This is a genomic window from Streptomyces sp. NPDC052701 (assembly GCF_040678355.1).
GTDB lineage: Bacteria > Actinomycetota > Actinomycetes > Streptomycetales > Streptomycetaceae > Streptomyces.
This window is the reverse complement of the sequence record NZ_JBFATO010000008.1, coordinates 206,431-222,417: the sequence shown is the minus strand read 5'-3', so window position 1 is coordinate 222,417 and position 15,987 is coordinate 206,431. Positions and strand designations below refer to the sequence as shown.

14 protein-coding genes and 1 pseudogene are annotated in these 15,987 nt (G+C 74.2%); 7 read left to right on the top strand and 8 right to left on the bottom strand.

Annotation, left to right across the window (positions count from 1 at the left end):
* Positions 1-100: 100 nt before the first annotated feature.
* The 4 genes from AB0L29_RS13055 to AB0L29_RS13040 form a co-directional block, all read right to left on the bottom strand.
* Positions 101-1,477, bottom strand: a complete 1,377-nt coding sequence (locus AB0L29_RS13055) for a hypothetical protein (protein WP_365826366.1) — start codon at positions 1,475-1,477, stop codon at positions 101-103.
* Positions 1,474-3,165, bottom strand: a complete 1,692-nt coding sequence (locus AB0L29_RS13050) for a DUF3492 domain-containing protein (protein ID WP_365826364.1) — start codon at positions 3,163-3,165, stop codon at positions 1,474-1,476. The genes AB0L29_RS13055 and AB0L29_RS13050 overlap by 4 nt, the downstream gene beginning before the upstream one ends.
* Before the next feature lie 222 nt (positions 3,166-3,387).
* Entirely contained in the window at positions 3,388-4,968 is a 1,581-nt protein-coding gene (locus tag AB0L29_RS13045; RefSeq protein WP_365826362.1) for a DUF3152 domain-containing protein, read from the bottom strand.
* Between the two features lie 8 nt (positions 4,969-4,976).
* Positions 4,977-6,128, bottom strand: a complete 1,152-nt coding sequence (locus tag AB0L29_RS13040; protein WP_365826360.1) for an alpha/beta hydrolase — start codon at positions 6,126-6,128, stop codon at positions 4,977-4,979.
* Positions 6,129-6,521: 393 nt separating this feature from the next.
* Here AB0L29_RS13040 and AB0L29_RS13035 point away from each other — a divergent pair, with 393 nt between their 5' ends.
* The 4 genes and pseudogenes from AB0L29_RS13035 (at position 6,522) to AB0L29_RS13020 (ending at position 8,471) form a co-directional block, all read left to right on the top strand.
* Complete coding sequence (locus AB0L29_RS13035; protein WP_365826358.1) at positions 6,522-6,746, top strand: hypothetical protein; 225 nt, start codon at positions 6,522-6,524, stop codon at positions 6,744-6,746.
* 207 nt (positions 6,747-6,953) lie between these two features.
* Positions 6,954-7,599: pseudogene (locus AB0L29_RS13030) on the top strand (TetR/AcrR family transcriptional regulator).
* Between the two features lie 135 nt (positions 7,600-7,734).
* Positions 7,735-7,962: a DUF3107 domain-containing protein gene (locus tag AB0L29_RS13025; RefSeq protein WP_159535660.1), complete on the top strand. Its 228-nt coding sequence runs from the start codon at positions 7,735-7,737 to the stop codon at positions 7,960-7,962.
* A 239-nt stretch (positions 7,963-8,201) separates the two neighbouring features.
* Positions 8,202-8,471, top strand: a complete 270-nt coding sequence (locus AB0L29_RS13020; protein WP_365826356.1) for a hypothetical protein — start codon at positions 8,202-8,204, stop codon at positions 8,469-8,471.
* A 57-nt stretch (positions 8,472-8,528) separates the two neighbouring features.
* Here AB0L29_RS13020 and AB0L29_RS13015 read toward each other — a convergent pair whose 3' ends face one another.
* The gene (locus tag AB0L29_RS13015) at positions 8,529-9,275 is read right to left on the bottom strand and encodes a ferritin-like fold-containing protein (RefSeq protein ID WP_365826354.1); all 747 of its coding nucleotides are present in this window, start codon (positions 9,273-9,275) and stop codon (positions 8,529-8,531) included.
* Positions 9,276-9,780: 505 nt separating this feature from the next.
* Here AB0L29_RS13015 and AB0L29_RS13010 point away from each other — a divergent pair.
* The gene (locus tag AB0L29_RS13010; protein WP_365826387.1) at positions 9,781-11,958 is read left to right on the top strand and encodes a DEAD/DEAH box helicase; all 2,178 of its coding nucleotides are present in this window, start codon (positions 9,781-9,783) and stop codon (positions 11,956-11,958) included.
* 175 nt (positions 11,959-12,133) lie between these two features.
* Positions 12,134-13,003, top strand: coding sequence for an alpha/beta hydrolase (locus tag AB0L29_RS13005; RefSeq protein WP_365826352.1), 870 nt, complete (start codon positions 12,134-12,136; stop codon positions 13,001-13,003).
* A 1-nt stretch (position 13,004) separates the two neighbouring features.
* On the opposite strand, the gene AB0L29_RS13000 is transcribed toward AB0L29_RS13005, so the two are convergent.
* Positions 13,005-13,895, bottom strand: coding sequence for an NYN domain-containing protein (locus AB0L29_RS13000; protein WP_365826350.1), 891 nt, complete (start codon positions 13,893-13,895; stop codon positions 13,005-13,007).
* Positions 13,896-14,121: 226 nt separating this feature from the next.
* On the opposite strand from AB0L29_RS13000, the gene AB0L29_RS12995 reads away from it, so the two are divergent.
* On the top strand, positions 14,122-14,274 hold the full coding sequence (locus AB0L29_RS12995) for a hypothetical protein (protein ID WP_189696394.1): 153 nt from the start codon (positions 14,122-14,124) through the stop codon (positions 14,272-14,274).
* A gap of 109 nt (positions 14,275-14,383) precedes the next feature.
* On the opposite strand, the gene AB0L29_RS12990 is transcribed toward AB0L29_RS12995, so the two are convergent.
* Both AB0L29_RS12990 and AB0L29_RS12985 read right to left on the bottom strand, forming a co-directional pair.
* Positions 14,384-14,989: a MarC family protein gene (locus tag AB0L29_RS12990; RefSeq protein ID WP_365826348.1), complete on the bottom strand. Its 606-nt coding sequence runs from the start codon at positions 14,987-14,989 to the stop codon at positions 14,384-14,386.
* A gap of 52 nt (positions 14,990-15,041) precedes the next feature.
* Positions 15,042-15,899, bottom strand: a complete 858-nt coding sequence (locus tag AB0L29_RS12985) for a PHP domain-containing protein (protein ID WP_365826346.1) — start codon at positions 15,897-15,899, stop codon at positions 15,042-15,044.
* Between the last annotated feature and the right edge of the window lie 88 nt (positions 15,900-15,987).

Below are 15,987 nucleotides of genomic sequence, written 5' to 3'. Positions count from 1 at the left end.
CCTGTCCGCCCTCACCTGCGGAGCGGCGGCCCTGACCCTCCTGGTCCACGCGGCCCGCACACCACCGCCCGGCAGGGCCGCGCCGGGGCCGCCGTCCCGCTCAGCACGGCCGTTCCGCCGGTGCGTGGGCCGAGGCCCGGGTCAGTGTGCGGGCCGCGTGGACCAGGAGGGTCAGGGCCGCCGCTCCGCAGGTGAGGGCGGACAGGCTGCCGGGGCCCCAGGTGGTGACCAGGGTGTCCACGGGGGCGGCGAGGAAGGCGCAGCCGGGCAGGCGGGACACGAAGACCGTGGCCACGGCCGCCGCCTGGGCCGTGGCCGTGGCGGCGAGGACCACCGCCGGGGCGTGCGTGAAGCGGTGGACGGCGAGGAGGCGGGCCAGGAACAGCAGGGCGCCCAGGGCGAGGGTCTGGAGGTGGGCGGCGGGCTCGTCGAGGATCGCGGCGCACAGGGCGAGCAGGGCCGCCAGGGCGCACAGGAACAGGGCGAACGTCCCGAGGAGCAGCGGTCGTACGGTGCCGGCGAACTCCTCCAGGCCGCGGCTGGCGGTGAGCCTGCGGCGGGCGCGTACGGCGAAGAGGCGGGCGGTCCAGGCCGCCGGGGCACAGGCCAGGGCGAGGGCCAGCACCGGGGCGGTGGTGACGGGCCAGGGGCCGCCGGGGCCGCCGGTGGGCGGACCGTCGGGACCGCCGGTCACCGCCGCCCGGAGCAGGCCGTCGCCCAGGAGGGCGTAGCCGAGGAACCAGTACGTCCAGCTGCTGGACGGGCCGGGTGAGGTGCGGTCGTTGGTGCCGAGCGGACCTCTGCGAAGAGCGGTGCGCACGGCGAGGGCCACGGCCAGGACGCCCGCGGCCACCGCGACGAGGCGGGTGCGCCCGTCGGTGAGGTGCAGGGCGGCCACCGTGGCGGCGCACAGCGCGCCCGGCAGCAGGGTGAGGGCGACCCAGTCGGCGCGCGCCGTGGGGACCGGGGCGGGCACGGGGCGCGGGCCCGTGTCACCGTCGCCGCAGGCACGCGCGTACATCTCCTCCGCGAGGGAGAAGACGTCGCGGTGGCGGAAGCGTGCCGCGGTCCGGTCGGTGAAGCCGTGGGCCTCCAGGCCCGCGGCGATCTCCAAGGGGTCCACCGCGCGTTCGCACAGCTCCCGGTGGCGGTGCATCAGCGCCTTGACGGGGTCGGCGGCGCCCCGGCGGGGGGCGGGGGGCCTGCGCGCGGCAGCCGTCCGCGCGGCGCCCGGCGCGCCGTCGTCCCGGGCACCGGCGAGGCGCGCCCCGGGTGCGTCCCTGCCTCCCGCCGGTAGGTCCCTGCCTCCCGTCGCCACGCCCGGCCCGCTCACCGGCACGTCCTCCACCCCCGTCGCCGCGTGCGGGCCGGAAGCCGATGCGTCCGGCTCCCCCGCCGGCCACTCCTGCGGCCGCTCGTCCCACGCCCGGGCGCCGTGCGGGGTTCCGGGACGGTCCGGTGCGTCCGGGCCGCTCATCGCGCTCCCTCCGTCGCCGGCGCCGGAGTCGTGGCGCGTACGGGGCTGTGCGCCGCCCACCGGGGGACGTCGCGCGGTGCGGGGCCGGCCCAGGGGCCGGCGACGTGGGATTCGGCCGGAGTGGCGAACGGCAAGGGCTCCCCGGTGTCGCCGAGGACGACACGGCGCACCGGGTGGTGCGAGACGACCTCCAGGTAGATGGCGTCAAATGCCGCGATGTTCCGCTCGACGGTGAACAGTTCGAGTGCGCGGGCGCGCGCGGCGGCCCCCAGGCGCTCGCGGCGCTCGGAATCGCGCAGCAGCGACACGCACGCCTGGGCGAGCGCCCGCGGATTGCGCGGGGGCACGACGAGGCCCGTGCCCCCGACGACCTCCACGACCGCGCCCACGTCGGTGGAGACCGTCGCCCGTGCGCAGAGCATCGCCTCGACGAGGTGGACCGGGAAGCCCTCCACGACGCTGGACAGCACGGTCACGGCGCCCGAGGCGTACGCGTCGGCGGGGGTCGGCAGGTCAGGGCCGCCGATCTCCTCGAAGGAGACCGGGTTGTCGCCGACGGCGTGCGGGCCCGCCGCCTCGTCGGGGAAGAGCTGCGCGGCCAGCGCCCTGCAGTGGCCGAGATAGGCCGCGCCCTCGGGGCCGGAGGGGGCGCCGACGATGCGCAGGCGCGTCCCGGGTTCCTCCTTGCGGATCTCCGCGAAGGCGTGCAGGAGCGAGACGAGGTCCTTGGCGGGTTCGACGCGGCCGACCCAGACGAGGGTGTCCGGGTCCGAGCAGGAGGCCGACTCGCCGACCGCCGCGAAGGGCGCGGCGTCCATGCCGGGGTGGACCGTGCGCAGCTTCCCGCGGTCGGCGCCGCAGCGTTCCTGCCAGCGGCGGGTGTGCGCGTTGCCGGGCGTGACGAGGGCGGCCCGCCGGTAGATCTCGGCGGCGAGTCCGCCGTGCAGCGCGGCGAGCAGGGACCGCACCGCGGGCGACGCCTCCGTACTGGTCAGGTAGTGCGCCCGCAACCGCGCCCCGTACTCGGTGACCAGCAGCGGCACGCCGCAGAAGTGGCGGGCCAGCAGACCCGGCAGGGCGGCCGTGCCGCCGGAGGCGGCGTGGCACAGGTCGACCGCGCCGAGCCCTTCGTCCTCGTACCAGTCGAGGGAGAGGGGGCGCAGGACGCGTTCCAGGTGGGCCGCGACGGCGAGCAGCTCCGGCACGCGCGCCTCGCGCGCCGCGCGCAGGGCACCGGGGGCTCGGCAGGCGCGCTCCAGCGCGCGCACGGCCGCCTCGGAGCGCAGCGCGCCCACCAGTCCGCCCTCGTCGCGGGCGAGTTCGGCGAGGCCGTACAGAGCGTTGCCGAAACGGTCCGCCTCAAGAGCCGAAGCCGCCTGTCCGGTGGCCGTGGGGCCCGACGAACACACGACGGCCGCCAGTTCGCCGTAGCACTCCTCGAACCGCCGGCGCGCGCGGCGCCCGTACACGACCCCGTCGCCCTCGGCCGTCCACAGCGGTGCGGTGCGCACCCGGCCGACCTGCGGCGGCAGCGGGACCCAGCCCCCGTCCTCCTGGCGTTCACTGCGGCTGAGCGCGTAGACGTCGAACTCGTGCCGCGCGAGTCCGCGCACGAGCCGGTCGCACCAGAGTGCGGCGTCACCGCTCACATACGGATAGCCACCCTCCGTAAGCAGTCCGATGCGCACGAGTGCACCCCCGATCTCCCGTATGGGGAGCCGCCGTTGCCCCGGCGGCTCGCAGCGGGACGAACGTATGCGGACAAGGCGGTGGCGCGACGGACGGTTGTCCGTCACACCACCAAAAGGGGTGAACGGCCGTAACTTTCCCGTGCGGGTCGCGTTCTGCCGCGCCGGCAGACCGGGCGCGCACGCCCCGTCACACCGCGGCCGGCGCCCGCCGGACCTTCGTCAACGCCCTGGGTAGGGCCAGGGGTTGGCCCGGCAGTGGATGCCGTCGTGGTCGAGGAACTTGGTCTGCTGCTGCATGACCGGGGCGAGGTCGCCGTCCTTGTCGCAGGTGACGTGGCTGTAGCCCAGCCGGTGGCCGACCTCGTGGTTGATCAGCATCTGCCGGTAGGCGTGGATCTGGTCCCCGTACGTCTTCGACCCCTGCGCCCACCGGTAGGCGTTGATCATCACGCGTTCCGTCGCCGCCGAGTCGCAGGAAACGTTGTCCACGGTGGTGTCCAGGCCCGATCTGGCGCACCAGTCGGCGGTGGTGCCGGGGCTGGCCAGGGTGATCACGAAGTCGGGTCTGCCGGAGTGTATGCGCTCGAAGGTGCGGGCGCCGTTGTGGGCCCAGCCGCGGTCGTCGTTGAGCGTCTTGTGCACGGCTTCGGCGAAGAGTTCGCCGTCGAGTCCGAGCCCCTGCTCCACGTCCACGCGGTAGGTGAACTTCTGCCCCCTGCCGGGCGCCTTGGCGATGCCGGGGATCGCCTCGAACGTCCCCGGCCCCTCGAGCGTCGCGCTGAGCGGGTACTTCTCGTCCATCTTCTGCGCGTACGTCAGCGTCCCGGCACCGGGCGCCGCGGACGGCACCTCCCGCCCGTCGCCGCGCGAGGCGGAGTCCCGGACACCACGGGCCCGGTCGGCGGCGGACTGCGCCTGCGCGGCGGCTCCGTCGCGGTCGTCGGCGACCTGCCCGGCGACGACGACGGCCAGCACGGTGGTGACGGCGGCGGCCGCGATCCCGGTGAACGTCCGCCCCTTGCCGTTCCGGCCCGGCGCGGGCACCCCGGCGACCGGCGCGCCGGCAGCGGTCCCGGTGCCGGCGCTCCGGTCGGCGGCGGTGTTCCGGTCGGCGGCGGAGGCGCGGGCGTCACCGGGGTGCGCGCCCCGGGGCGTACGCGCCGTGCCGACGGCCGTACGGCGGGGCGCGAAGACGTCGTCGTCCTCGGCGAAGGCGTCCAGGTAGTCCTGCCGCGGTCCGCCCGCGGGCGCCTGCCGCTGCCGCGGTATGGCAGCGGCGACTCCACCGGGTGGGCCGTACCCGCCCTCGGCCTGCCCCTTCCACTCGCCCCAGCCGCCCCCGGCCTCCCGCTGCTCGGGGTGGCCGCCACGAGTGCGTGGCGTGCCGTGGGCGGGGGTGCCGTCACGCAGCGGCGGCACTCCGTGCGCAGGCGTGCCGTCCGGCGGTCCCGGAACCCCGTGCGCGGGCGTCCCCTCGGAGAACCGCGGCACGTCCCGCGCGGGCGCGCCCTGCGGCGCCCACCCGTCCGGCAGGCGCGGCACGCCGTATCCCGGCGCTCCGCCCGCGGGCCCCGGTCGCCGCCCGGGGTGCGGACCGGAAGCCCTGCGGGGACCGGTCCCCGTCGGCGCCCCGGCTTCCCGTCCGGCGGCGGATACGGTCGCCGGCGTCCCCTGGTCCTCGCGAGGGACCTCGCGAAGGTCCTCGCGCACCGTGTCCGGCCCCGAGCGGCCGTCCCGCGCTGCGGTCGTGTCCGTGGCGTCGCCCTTGCGGACGGGCCCGCGGCGGCTGTGGCGTCCCACCTCGCGCCTCAGCCTCCCGTGCTCTTGGCGGCAGCTCCGCCGTCGACGTCGTCCCGGGACCGGCCGTCCTGCGGGGAGCGGTCACCGTGGGCACTCGCGTCCGCGGCGCCCCGCGCGAGCGGCCCGTCCTCGGCCGCGGCGACGGATTCCCGGACACGAGGTCCCTCGGCACGGGATCCCGCGGCACCGGACTCCCCGGCATCCGGCTCCCGCACGGAGGCGAGGAGTTCGCGGAAGGCCAGGGCGACCGTCTCCGGGTATTCCATCATCGCCACGTGCCCCGCGTCCGGCAGGGTCAGCAGACGGGAGTCGCGGAAGGCGCGGGCCGCCCGCTGGGCCATGCGGAAGCCGACGAGCTGGTCCCGGCCGCCGTAGACGAGCAGGGTCGGTGCGAGCACCCGCTCGGCCTGGCGCCACAGCCCGTTCCGGCCGCCCAGGGTGTAGGCGTTGACCAGTCCGCGCGCGGAGCGCGCCATCGCGTCCCAGAAGTACGGCAGCCGCAGCCGCCGCTCCATCTCCTGCACGGCGTGCTGGAACCCCTCCGGGGTCACCCGCTCGGGGTTTCCGTAGCACAGCTGCATGACGCCCCGGACGCGCTGCTCGGCCGTCCACTCCCTGGTGAGCCTGGTGAAGAGGGGAGCCACCCCGGGTACCGCCAGCAGCCCCGTCGGCACGGCGGAGCGCTGCACGCGGATCTCGGGCAGGGCGGGCGACACGAGCGTGAGCGTACGCACGAGGTCGGGGCGTACCGCGGCGACGCGCGTGGCGACCGCACCACCCAGCGAGTTCCCGAACAGGTGCACAGGGCCGCGTCGGGTGGCGTCGAGATAACGGATGACCGCGCGCGCGTGCCCCGTGATCGAGTAGTCGCCGTCGTCCGGTGGCGGGGAGTCGCCGAAGCCCGGCAGGTCGACGGCCTCGCTGTCGACGAGGTCGTCCAGCAGCGGCATCAGCGCCGACCAGTTCTGCGAACTGCCGCCGAGTCCGTGGACGTACAGCGCGGGCGGGAGCCCCTGGCGCGCCGGGCGCCTCGACCGCACCGTCAGCGTGATCCCCGGCAGCTCCACCGACCTGAGCCGTTCGCCCTCCGCGATCCTGACGGCCGCCACCTTGGGGAGCACGTTTGCTGGCGGCACGAACGGCAGCTCGGTCGAAGACATGCGGCAATGTTACGAGACGATCACGCAGTGATTCACGTGTTCGCCGTCACAGGTATCCGTCAACTCGCGGGGGAACCAGGCGGCGAGGGGACCACACGGCGGGAAACCGGGGCGCCCGGCACACGCGGGGCACACGCGCACACCACACGCACACCGCGCGCACGGAACCCGCGAGGACCGCACGGAGACCGCACCGAGACCACGCGAAGGGCACGGGGGACCGGGAGGACGCGGCATCCGCGCATCTCCGCCGCCCCGCGGGGACGCGCATCGCGTCACGATCCGGACTCGGATCGCATAGCGTCCGGATCGGGTGTCTCCTAGGCTCGTACAAAGGGCACCCGCATGTGGCCCCTGCATCTTTCAGGGACGTTCGTAGGAAGGGAGCCCAGCATGGCCGTAGACCCCACCGACCCCGAGACGTTCGAGGACGGGGACGTCCGGGAGGCCCAGGAGTTCGGCGTCGAGGCCCCCGAGGTCGACGCGGCCGAGCAGCAGGCGGACATCAAGCCGGACCGCGACGACCCGCTGACCGGCCTGAACCCCGACCGGGCCAGCGAGGCCGACCTGGCGGAACAGGCCCGGATCGTCGCCCTGGACGAGGACGACTACCGGTGACGCACGGCGACGGGAGGCGGCACGGGGCGCCGCCGAGCAGGAGAGGGGCCGCATTTTGCCCGCTCTGATCTTGTTTGAAACCTTCTGCGCCGCATTGTTCACCGTCCGGTCCGTGAAATTCTGCGCTCGTACCGCGCACACCACGGTTACCGAAAAGTACGATGGCGACGCGGCCCGGACCGCACGTGGACGACTATGGGAGGCGGCGTGACAGCCATCGAGCAGACAGAGGCGGTTCGCCCGCGGGGCACACGCCTGCCGCGCCGCGCCCGACGCAACCAGCTGCTGGGCGCCGCCCAGGAGGTCTTCGTGGCCCAGGGCTACCACGCGGCCGCGATGGACGACATCGCCGAGCGTGCCGGCGTCAGCAAGCCGGTGCTCTACCAGCACTTCCCGGGCAAGCTCGACCTCTACCTGGCCCTGCTGGACCAGCACTGCGAGTCGCTCATCCAGTCCGTGCGCAACGCGCTCGCGTCGACGACCGACAACAAGCAGCGCGTCCGGGCGACGATGGACGCCTACTTCGCGTACGTCGAGGACGACGGCGGCGCCTTCCGGCTGGTCTTCGAGTCGGACCTGACGAACGAGCCGGCCGTGCGCGCGCGTCGACAAGGTCACCAACGAGTGCGCCGAGGCGATCTGCGACGTGATCGCCGAGGACACCGGCCTGTCCCGCGCGGAGTCCATGCTGCTCGCCTCGGGCCTGGGCGGCCTCGCCCAGGTGGTGGCGCGGGCCTGGCTGCACAGCGACCGCAGCGTGCCGCGCGACCAGGCGGTGCAGTTGCTGACCTCGCTGGCGTGGCGCGGCATCGCCGGCTTCCCGCTGCACGGAAGCGAGCAGCAGCACCACTGACGGGCGCTTTGTTCCCGCCCGGTGTTCGCTCGTGGCGTTCCCGGCCGCGCGGTGCACGTCCCCTCACCGGGCTAATGTGTGCTGGGTACGGCGCGGAAGGTCGCGCACATCACTGACCGTCGGAGGGACATAGCCGTGGAGGTCAAGATCGGCGTGCAGCACGCGCCCCGCGAGATCGTTCTGGAGAGCGGTCAGAGTGCCGAGGAGGTCGAGCGCGTGGTGGCCGAGGCACTCGCAGGGAAGTCGCAGCTGCTGAGCCTCGTGGACGAGCACGGCCGCAAGGTCCTGGTCCCGGCCGACCGCCTCGCCTACGTCGAGATCGGCGAGCCGGCCCCGCGCAAGGTCGGCTTCGGCGCGCTGTAGGCACGCGCACAGGCGCACACGGCGGAAGGGCCCGGCGGTTTCGCACCGCCGGGCCCTTCCGTCGTGCCCTCCCGCCCGTCGCGCCCTTCCGCCGCGCACCCGCCTCTCGCCCCCTTCTCCCCCGCTCCCCTCCACGGATGGAGCACAGATCGCGCACAGAGAAGGTTGCATTCCGCAGGTCAGGGGTAAGACGGGCTACGACCGTTCCAGGCGGCCGGCCATGTGGGAGGGACCCCGACATGCTCTTGGAAGCGCTGAGCTCCGCGATCCTCGGCCTCGCTCTGGCGTGGGCGGCCGCACACCGGCTGCCGCACCGCCTGCCGGCCCGCGCCCTGGTGCTGTCGACGGGTGGCGCCGGAGCCCTCTTCGGCGCTTTCGTCATGCACAGCGCGCTGGACGCCGTGGGCCTGCCGGTGATCCTGCTCGGCGCGGCGGTCGTCTCCGTGGCCTCGCTGTCGCTGCTGCTGCGCCCCTCGGGAAGGCTCCGCCGCCACTCGGCGGCCGCCTGAGCCGCGGCCGGGGCCGGCGCGGACGCCGGCCCGGCCCGGTCAGGCGGCGAGGCCCGGTCAGGCCGCGAGGCCGAGTGCCGCCATGCGCTTGGTGTGCGCCTCGGTGATCCGGGAGAACATCCTGCCGACCTCGGCGAGGTCGAAGCCGTCCGCGACACCGCCCACCAGCATCGTCGACAGCGCGTCCCGCTCGGCGACCACCCGCTGGGACTGCGACAGGGCCTCGCCCATCAGCCGCCGCGCCCACAGCGCGAGCCGCCCGCCCACGCGCGGGTCCGCCTCGATGGCGGCGCGCACCCGGTCGACGGCGAAGCCCGCGTGCCCGGTGTCGTCGAGCACGCCCAGCACCAGTCCACGGGTGTCGGAGTCCAGCCGGGCCGCGACCTCGCGGTAGAAGTCGCTGGCGATGGAGTCGCCGACGTACGCCTTGACGAGGCCCTCCAGCCAGTCCGAGGGCGCCGTCTGCTTGTGGAAGCCGTCGTACGCGGCGACGAACGGCTCCATCGCCGTCGTCGGCTCCTCCCCGATCTCGGCGAGCCGGCCGCGCAGCCTCTCGAAGTGGTGGAACTCGGCCGAGGCCATCTTGGCCAGCTCCGCCTTGTCCTCCAGCGTCGGCGCCAGCTTGGCGTCCTCCGCGAGCCGCTCGAACGCCGCCAGCTCCCCGTACGCGAGCGCGCCGAGCAGGTCCACGACCGCCGCGCGGTACTGCGGGTCGACGGAGGCCGTCGCCCAGTCGCGGGCCGCGACTCCGGTGTGCTCGGCGGGGGTGTCCGTGGGGTTTTCAGGCTTGTCAGAGCTCGTCATGAAGCGCACAATAGTCCGCTCGCCGCCGGGTGGACGGTCCCGGCCGACCGGTGTGACGACGAAGACGTGACCAAATCGGCCATCGCATGTGCGCGGATCCGGGGTATGGTGGTAATGAGCCTGCTGAGTAGGTCCGTGCGTCCATGAGGACGTGACGGCGTACCCGACGGGCCGCACGTATGAGGATGCCCGGTCGGTGGCCCGATCGGCTCCGACCCGACAGCCCTCCTCGCCCGCACGGAAAACGCGCGGACGGAACCGGAGGGACACCTCAGCGGTACGAGCGCTAGAGCGTCGGCAGTGGTCCCGTGCCACACGGTCCGCCCGCGTGGGCGGCCGACGTCCCCGGCACGGTCACGCGACACGACCCCCCGCGCTCGCCTCGCGCCGCGCACACAGAAGAGGCAGCACCCTGACTACGACGTTTCGTGAACTCGGGATCCTCCCCGAGACCGCCGAGGCCCTGGAAGCCGTCGGCATCACCACCCCCTTCCCCATCCAGGAGATGACGCTGCCCGTGGCCCTGTCGGGCTCGGACGTCATCGGCCAGGCCAAGACCGGCACCGGCAAGACGCTGGGCTTCGGCCTTCCGCTCCTCGAGCGCGTGACCGTCCCCGCCGACGTGGAGGCCGGCCGCGCCGGGCCCGAGGACCTGACCGACGCCCCGCAGGCGCTCGTCGTCGTCCCCACGCGCGAGCTGTGCACGCAGGTCACCAACGACCTGCTGACCGCGGGCAAGGTGCGCAACGTGCGCGTCCTCGCGATCTACGGCGGCCGCGCCTACGAGCCCCAGGTCGAGGCCCTGAAGAAGGGTGTCGACGTGGTCGTCGGCACCCCGGGCCGCCTGCTGGACCTCGCGGGCCAGAAGAAGCTGGACCTCGGGCACATCAGGTCCCTCGTCCTCGACGAGGCCGACGAGATGCTCGACCTGGGCTTCCTGCCCGACGTCGAGAAGATCATCAACATGCTTCCGGCCAGGCGCCAGACCATGCTGTTCTCGGCGACCATGCCGGGTGCGGTCATCGGTCTCGCCCGCCGCTACATGTCGCAGCCCACCCACATCCGCGCCACCGCGCCGGACGACGAGGGCGCGACGGTCGCGAACATCAAGCAGTTCGTCTACCGCGCCCACTCCATGGACAAGCCGGAGATGGTCGCCCGCATCCTGCAGGCCGAGGGCCGCGGACTGGCGATGATCTTCTGCCGCACCAAGCGGACCGCCGCGGACATCGCCGAGCAGCTCGAACGCCGCGGCTTCGCCTCCGGCGCGGTCCACGGCGACCTCGGCCAGGGCGCCCGCGAGCAGGCGCTGCGCGCCTTCCGCAACGGCAAGGTGGACGTGCTGGTCTGCACCGACGTCGCCGCCCGCGGCATCGACGTCGAGGGCGTGACCCACGTCATCAACTACCAGTCGCCCGAGGAGGAGAAGACCTACCTGCACCGCATCGGCCGTACGGGCCGCGCGGGTGCGAAGGGCACGGCGATCACCCTCGTCGACTGGGACGACATCCCGCGCTGGCAGCTGATCAACAAGGCGCTGGAGCTGGACTTCAACGACCCGCCGGAGACGTACTCCACCTCGCCGCACCTCTTCTCCGACCTCGGCATCCCCGAGGGCACGAAGGGCGTCCTGCCTCGCTCGGAGCGCACGCGCGCCGGGCTGGACGCGGAGGAGCTCGAGGACCTGGGCGAGCCGGGCGGCCGGGGGCCGCGCGGACGCGGGGGCCGGAGCGAGCGGGGCGAGTCCCGGACGGCCGACCGCGAGCGTTCCGACCGCGAGCGTCCGGCCCGCACGCCGCGTCGCCGCCGTCGTACGCGCGGCGGGGCGATGGTGGAAGGCGCGCCGGAGTCCGCCGGGACCGCGGCGCCGCAGGGCGCGGCCACGGAGGCCGCCGAGGCGGAGGCCGCCACGGCTGCCCGCACTCCGCGCCGCCGTCGCCGGATGCGCGGCGGGGTCCCCGCGGAGGCGACGCCGGCCGCGGCCGCCGAGTCCTTCGCGCCCGAGGCCGCGCGGTCCGCCGTGGCGACCGCCGAGGGCGCGGCGCCGGAGACGGCCGAGGCACCGGCCAAGCCGCGCCGCCGCACCCGCAAGTCCGCGGAGCCGGTGGCCGAGGCGGGCACCGCGACCGTTTCGAATGCCGCTGCCCCGTCCGGGGCCGCCGTCACCCCGTCGGGCACGGACACCACGGTCGTCGCGGACGTCCCGGTAGTTGCGGAGGCCGCTGTGGCCGCGGAGGCCGACGCCCCCGCCGCCGCGCCGCGTCGCCGCACCCGCAAGGCGGCCACCGCCGCCCGGACGGCGGTCGACACGGCCGAGGGCGCCACCGACTCCGCCCCGGAGCAAACGGAGACCAAGCCGCGCCGCACCCGCAAGGCCGCGGCCAAGGCCGAGGAGAGCGCCGGCACGGCCGGGGCCGCCGAGACCGCCGAGGCCAAGCCGCGCCGCCGCACCCGCAAGGCCACCGAGCCCGCCGCGGCCGTCGCCGCCGGCATCCCGGCCCAGTCCGCCGAGGAGCCGGTGCCCGCCGAGGCCAAGCCCAAGCGGACCCGCAAGACGGCGGCCAAGGCCGAGCCGACCGCCGACATCGCCGACGCGGCCGACACGGCGAACGCGGCGGAGCCGAAGCCCAGGGCCCGCCGCACCCGCAAGGCAGCGGCCACCGCGGAGCCCTCGGAGGGCTGACGCCCCGTCCGACGGCCCGGTCCCACCCCAGCGTGGGCCCGGGCCGTCGGCGTTCCCCCACCGCTTCGGTCCCCGCCCCGCCACGGCCCGCCCCGGCCCTCCGCTTCCCCCTCGGGCCGCCCGCGCCTCGGACCACCGCCGGACAGGGCCGCCCCCACCCGCTACCCTCCCCCCCGTGACCACCCGAGCCGCTCCCGCCCCGTCCCCCGACACCCGCAGGTACCTCCTCCCCACCTCCCGCGGGGAGTTCGCCGTCGTCGACGTGCCCGCGGCACCCGGTACGGAACCGAGGGGCGTCGCGCTGCTGCTGCCCGGGTTCACCGGCAGCAAGGAGGACTTCACGCTGCTGCACGGGCCGCTCGCGGCGCGCGGGTACCGCAGCGTCGCGGTGGACGGGCGGGGGCAGTACGAGTCGGACGGGCCCGAGGACGACGAAACCGCCTACGCGCAAAGGGAACTGGCCCGGGACGTGCTCGCGCAGGCCGAGGCACTCGGCACGCCCGTGCACCTGGTCGGGCACTCCCTCGGCGGTCAGATCGCCCGTGCCGCCGTCCTGGCCGACCACTCCCCCTTCCGCTCGCTCACCCTCATGGCGTCCGGCCCGGCGGAGATCTCCGTCTCGCAGCAGCAGCGCGTGAAACTGCTGCGGGACGCGCTCGCGGTGATGTCGATGGCGCAGGTCTGGGGGGTCATCCAGGCCATGGGGCCGCCCGAGGAGGTCGGCGGCCCGGCCCGCGGCATCGGCGGCCGGGAGCATCTGCGCCGCCGCTGGCTGGGTACCAAGCCCGCCCAGCTCCTGGCCACGGGACGGCAGTTGTGCACCGAGCCGGACCGTGTCGCCGAGCTCGCCGCCGTGCCGCTGCCGTTCCACGTGCTGTCCGGTACGCACGACGACACCTGGCCGGTGGCGCTCCTCGACCGGATGGCCCTGCGCCTGAACGCGCGCCGCACGGTCGTCGAGGGAGCCGAGCACTCCCCGAACGTGGACCAGCCCCTGCCGACCGCCCGCGCCCTCGCCGACTTCTGGGACGCCGTGGCGGGCTGAGTCAGTACTGCGCCTGCAGGTGCTCCCAGAAGCCGTCGCGCAGTACCCGCCGCAGGTCCGCCTGCCCGCGCAGCGAGTACTGCAGCAGGTCCTCGGCCTCCACGAGCAGGTCCTGGTCGACCGAGCCGGGCAGGTAGGGGTGGCCGGGCAGCAGGTCCACGAGTGCGTCGCGGCCCCGGGCCGCCAGCCACTTGGCGGCGATCCGGGCACCCACGAAGCGGACGTCCTCGCGGGTGGGACGGTCCGCCGGCTCGTAGGCGGGGGCGGTGCGCCGGGAGACGTACGGCTTGAAGAAGTCGAGGTCGAGGGTGCGCTGGCTGTCGACCTCCCACAGCAGCGGCTCGGCCTGGTTGCGGCCCTCGGGCGCCTCGATGCCCCACAGGTGGACCCGGGCGCCGTACCCCTGCGCGGCCTCCACCGCCGACACCAGGTCCTCGTCGCCGCCGAGCAGCGCGGCGTCGCTGATGGCGCGGTGCCGGGCCAGGGACTCGAGGTCCGTGCGGATGAGGGAGTCGACGCCCTTCTGCTGGTTGTTGGCGTTCAGGTTGCCCAGTCTGACCTTGACGTCCGGGAGCTCGGCGATGCTCTGCTGCTCGGCCGTGTGGATGCGGCGCCTGGCGCCGTCGTACCAGTAGACCCGCAGCAGCCGGCTGTCGGCGAAGACGGTGCGGGCCCGGTCGATGAGCGCGTCGATCAGTCCTTCGGCGTCGAGGTCGAACGCCCGCCGGTCCTCCGTTCCGGCCACCAGCCGCCCCGCGGCCGCGTACAGATAGCCCGCGTCGACGAAGATCGCATGGGTCGAGGGTGTCTTCGCCACCTCGGCGAGCATGCGCCGCAGCAGCTCGTTGGTGCGGTCGATGCGGACGCTGAGGGCCGCCAGGTCGTCGTTCATCACTTTCCATTGTTTCGGCGGTCACGCTGCGAACACAACCGCTCCCGGTCGGTCCCGCACCGAACACCTACCGATCGGTAATTAGACGTTCGAAAAATTTATTTAGCGTAGGGAATGTTTGTAACACGCAGCTCGTTGAATCCGTAGGAACAGGGGGCACCGCCGCCCCGTGCGCCACCCACCAGTAGTTCTCCTTCAGGAGGATGACCAGACGAAGGGAGAAGCCATGCGCTTCGAGATCATGCGACTCGACGACGTCGACGGCACGCCCGTGGACACCACCGTCGTGGACGCCGCCTCCGTCAACCGTATCGTTCAGCAGGCCGCCGCCATCGGGCAGCGGCTGTGGATCCGCCCGGCCGAGACCCCGGCCTCGTGACGCGGAGCCCTTTTCCATACGCTTGAGTGCCACAACGCGCGGGAGCCCCGGTACGGAGACGCCGTACCGGGGCTCCTCCGCTTTGTCCGGGAGTTCGCCGAGCCGCCGCTCAACCGCCCTGGACCACCTGGGTGACGCCGTTGATGATCTGCTGCACGGCGATCGCGGAGAGCATCATGCCCGCGAGCCGCGTCACCAGGAGCACCCCGCCGTCCTTGATGACCCGGATGATCAGCAGCGAGTACCGCATCACCAGCCACAGCACGACGTGGATGGCGAGGATCGCCGACCAGACCGACACCTGCGCGGCGACGCCGTCCGCCTTCTGCACGGCGAGGATGACGGACACGATCGCGCCGGGCCCGGCCAGCAGCGGCATGCCGAGCGGCACCAGGGCGACGTTGACGTCCTTGGTCTGCTTCGGCTCGTCCGTCTTGCCGGTGAGCAGGTCGAGCGCGATCAGCAGGAGCAGCAGTCCGCCCGCGATCATCAGCGCGGGCACGGACACGTGCAGGTAGGCGAGGATCCGGTGCCCCAGCACCCCGAACACGGTGATCACGCCACCGGCCACGCAGACGGCCTGGAGCGCCATCCGCCTCTGCACCCGGCCGGTGCGGCCGGCGGTCAGGGCGAGGAAGATCGGGGTGATCCCGGGGGGATCCATGATGACGAAGAGGGTCAGGAACAGAGAGCCGAAGACGGCGAGGTCGAACATGGGTGCCTTGCGGAGAAGGAGGAACGGAGGGTGGGCGCGCAGGACGTGGGCCTCAGGCCCCGCCGGCCCCCGGCACCGGGAACGCCCCGAACGCCCGCCGCGTGATCTCCCCGTACACCTCGGGGTCCGTGGTGTACTCGCCGAGTGCGCAGGTCTTGCGGCTGCCGTGGTAGTCGCTGGACCCGGTCACCAGCAGGCCCAGTTCCCCGGCGAGGCCGCGCAGCCGCGCGCGGGTGCCGGCGTCGTGGTCCATGTGGTCGACCTCAATGCCGTCGAGCCCGGCGGCGGCCATCTCGGCGATCGCGGACTCCGGGACGGTGCGGCCGCGCTTGCTCGCGCCCGGGTGGGCGAACACCGCGACCCCGCCGGCGCCCTTGATCAGGCGGATCGCCTCGAAGGGGTCGGTCTCGTGCTTCTCGACGAAGGCCCGCCCGCCGTCGGCCAGCCAGTCCCGCGTGAACGCGTCGCCCACGGTCGGGACCACGCCCAGCTCGACGAGCGCGGTCGCCACGTGCGGGCGCCCGACGGATCCGTCACCGGCGATGCGCGCCACCTGCTCCCAGGTGACGGGCACGCCCAGCTCCCGCAGCTTGGCGACCATGCCCTTGGCGCGCGGCACCCGGTCGTCCCGGACCAGCTCGCGCTCGGCGAGCAGGGCGGGCTCCTCGGGGTCGAAGAGGTAGGCCAGCATGTGCATGCTGACACCGTCGACGCGACAGGAGAGCTCGGCGCCGGTGACCAGCGTGAGCCCTTCAGGAAGCGCGGCGATCGCCTCGGCGTGGCCGCGGGTGGTGTCGTGGTCGGTCAGCGCGACGACGTCCAGTCCGGCCGCGGCGGCCTTGCGCACCAGGTCGGCCGGGCTGTCCGTGCCGTCGGAGGCGGTGGAGTGGGTGTGCAGGTCGATGCGCACGCGGACTCCAGGCGGTGACGGGACGGACGGGGACGCTCAAGGATAACCGGATTTTCGGTCACCCCTGTCACACCCGAAATGCCCCTGC

What these genes read in the sequence shown, in the direction of transcription:
- AB0L29_RS13055 (WP_365826366.1), bottom strand. Translation starts at nt 1,477, where the DNA reads ATGAGCGGCCCGGACGCACCGGACCGTCCCGGAACCCCGCACGGCGCC.
- AB0L29_RS13040 (WP_365826360.1), bottom strand. Translation starts at nt 6,128, where the DNA reads ATGTCTTCGACCGAGCTGCCGTTCGTGCCGCCAGCAAACGTGCTCCCC.
- AB0L29_RS13035 (WP_365826358.1), top strand. Translation starts at nt 6,522, where the DNA reads ATGGCCGTAGACCCCACCGACCCCGAGACGTTCGAGGACGGGGACGTC.
- AB0L29_RS13020 (WP_365826356.1), top strand. Translation starts at nt 8,202, where the DNA reads ATGCTCTTGGAAGCGCTGAGCTCCGCGATCCTCGGCCTCGCTCTGGCG.
- AB0L29_RS13015 (WP_365826354.1), bottom strand. Translation starts at nt 9,275, where the DNA reads ATGACGAGCTCTGACAAGCCTGAAAACCCCACGGACACCCCCGCCGAG.
- AB0L29_RS13010 (WP_365826387.1), top strand. Translation starts at nt 9,781, where the DNA reads ATGACGCTGCCCGTGGCCCTGTCGGGCTCGGACGTCATCGGCCAGGCC.
- AB0L29_RS13000 (WP_365826350.1), bottom strand. Translation starts at nt 13,895, where the DNA reads ATGAACGACGACCTGGCGGCCCTCAGCGTCCGCATCGACCGCACCAAC.
- AB0L29_RS12995 (WP_189696394.1), top strand. Translation starts at nt 14,122, where the DNA reads ATGCGCTTCGAGATCATGCGACTCGACGACGTCGACGGCACGCCCGTG.
- AB0L29_RS12990 (WP_365826348.1), bottom strand. Translation starts at nt 14,989, where the DNA reads ATGTTCGACCTCGCCGTCTTCGGCTCTCTGTTCCTGACCCTCTTCGTC.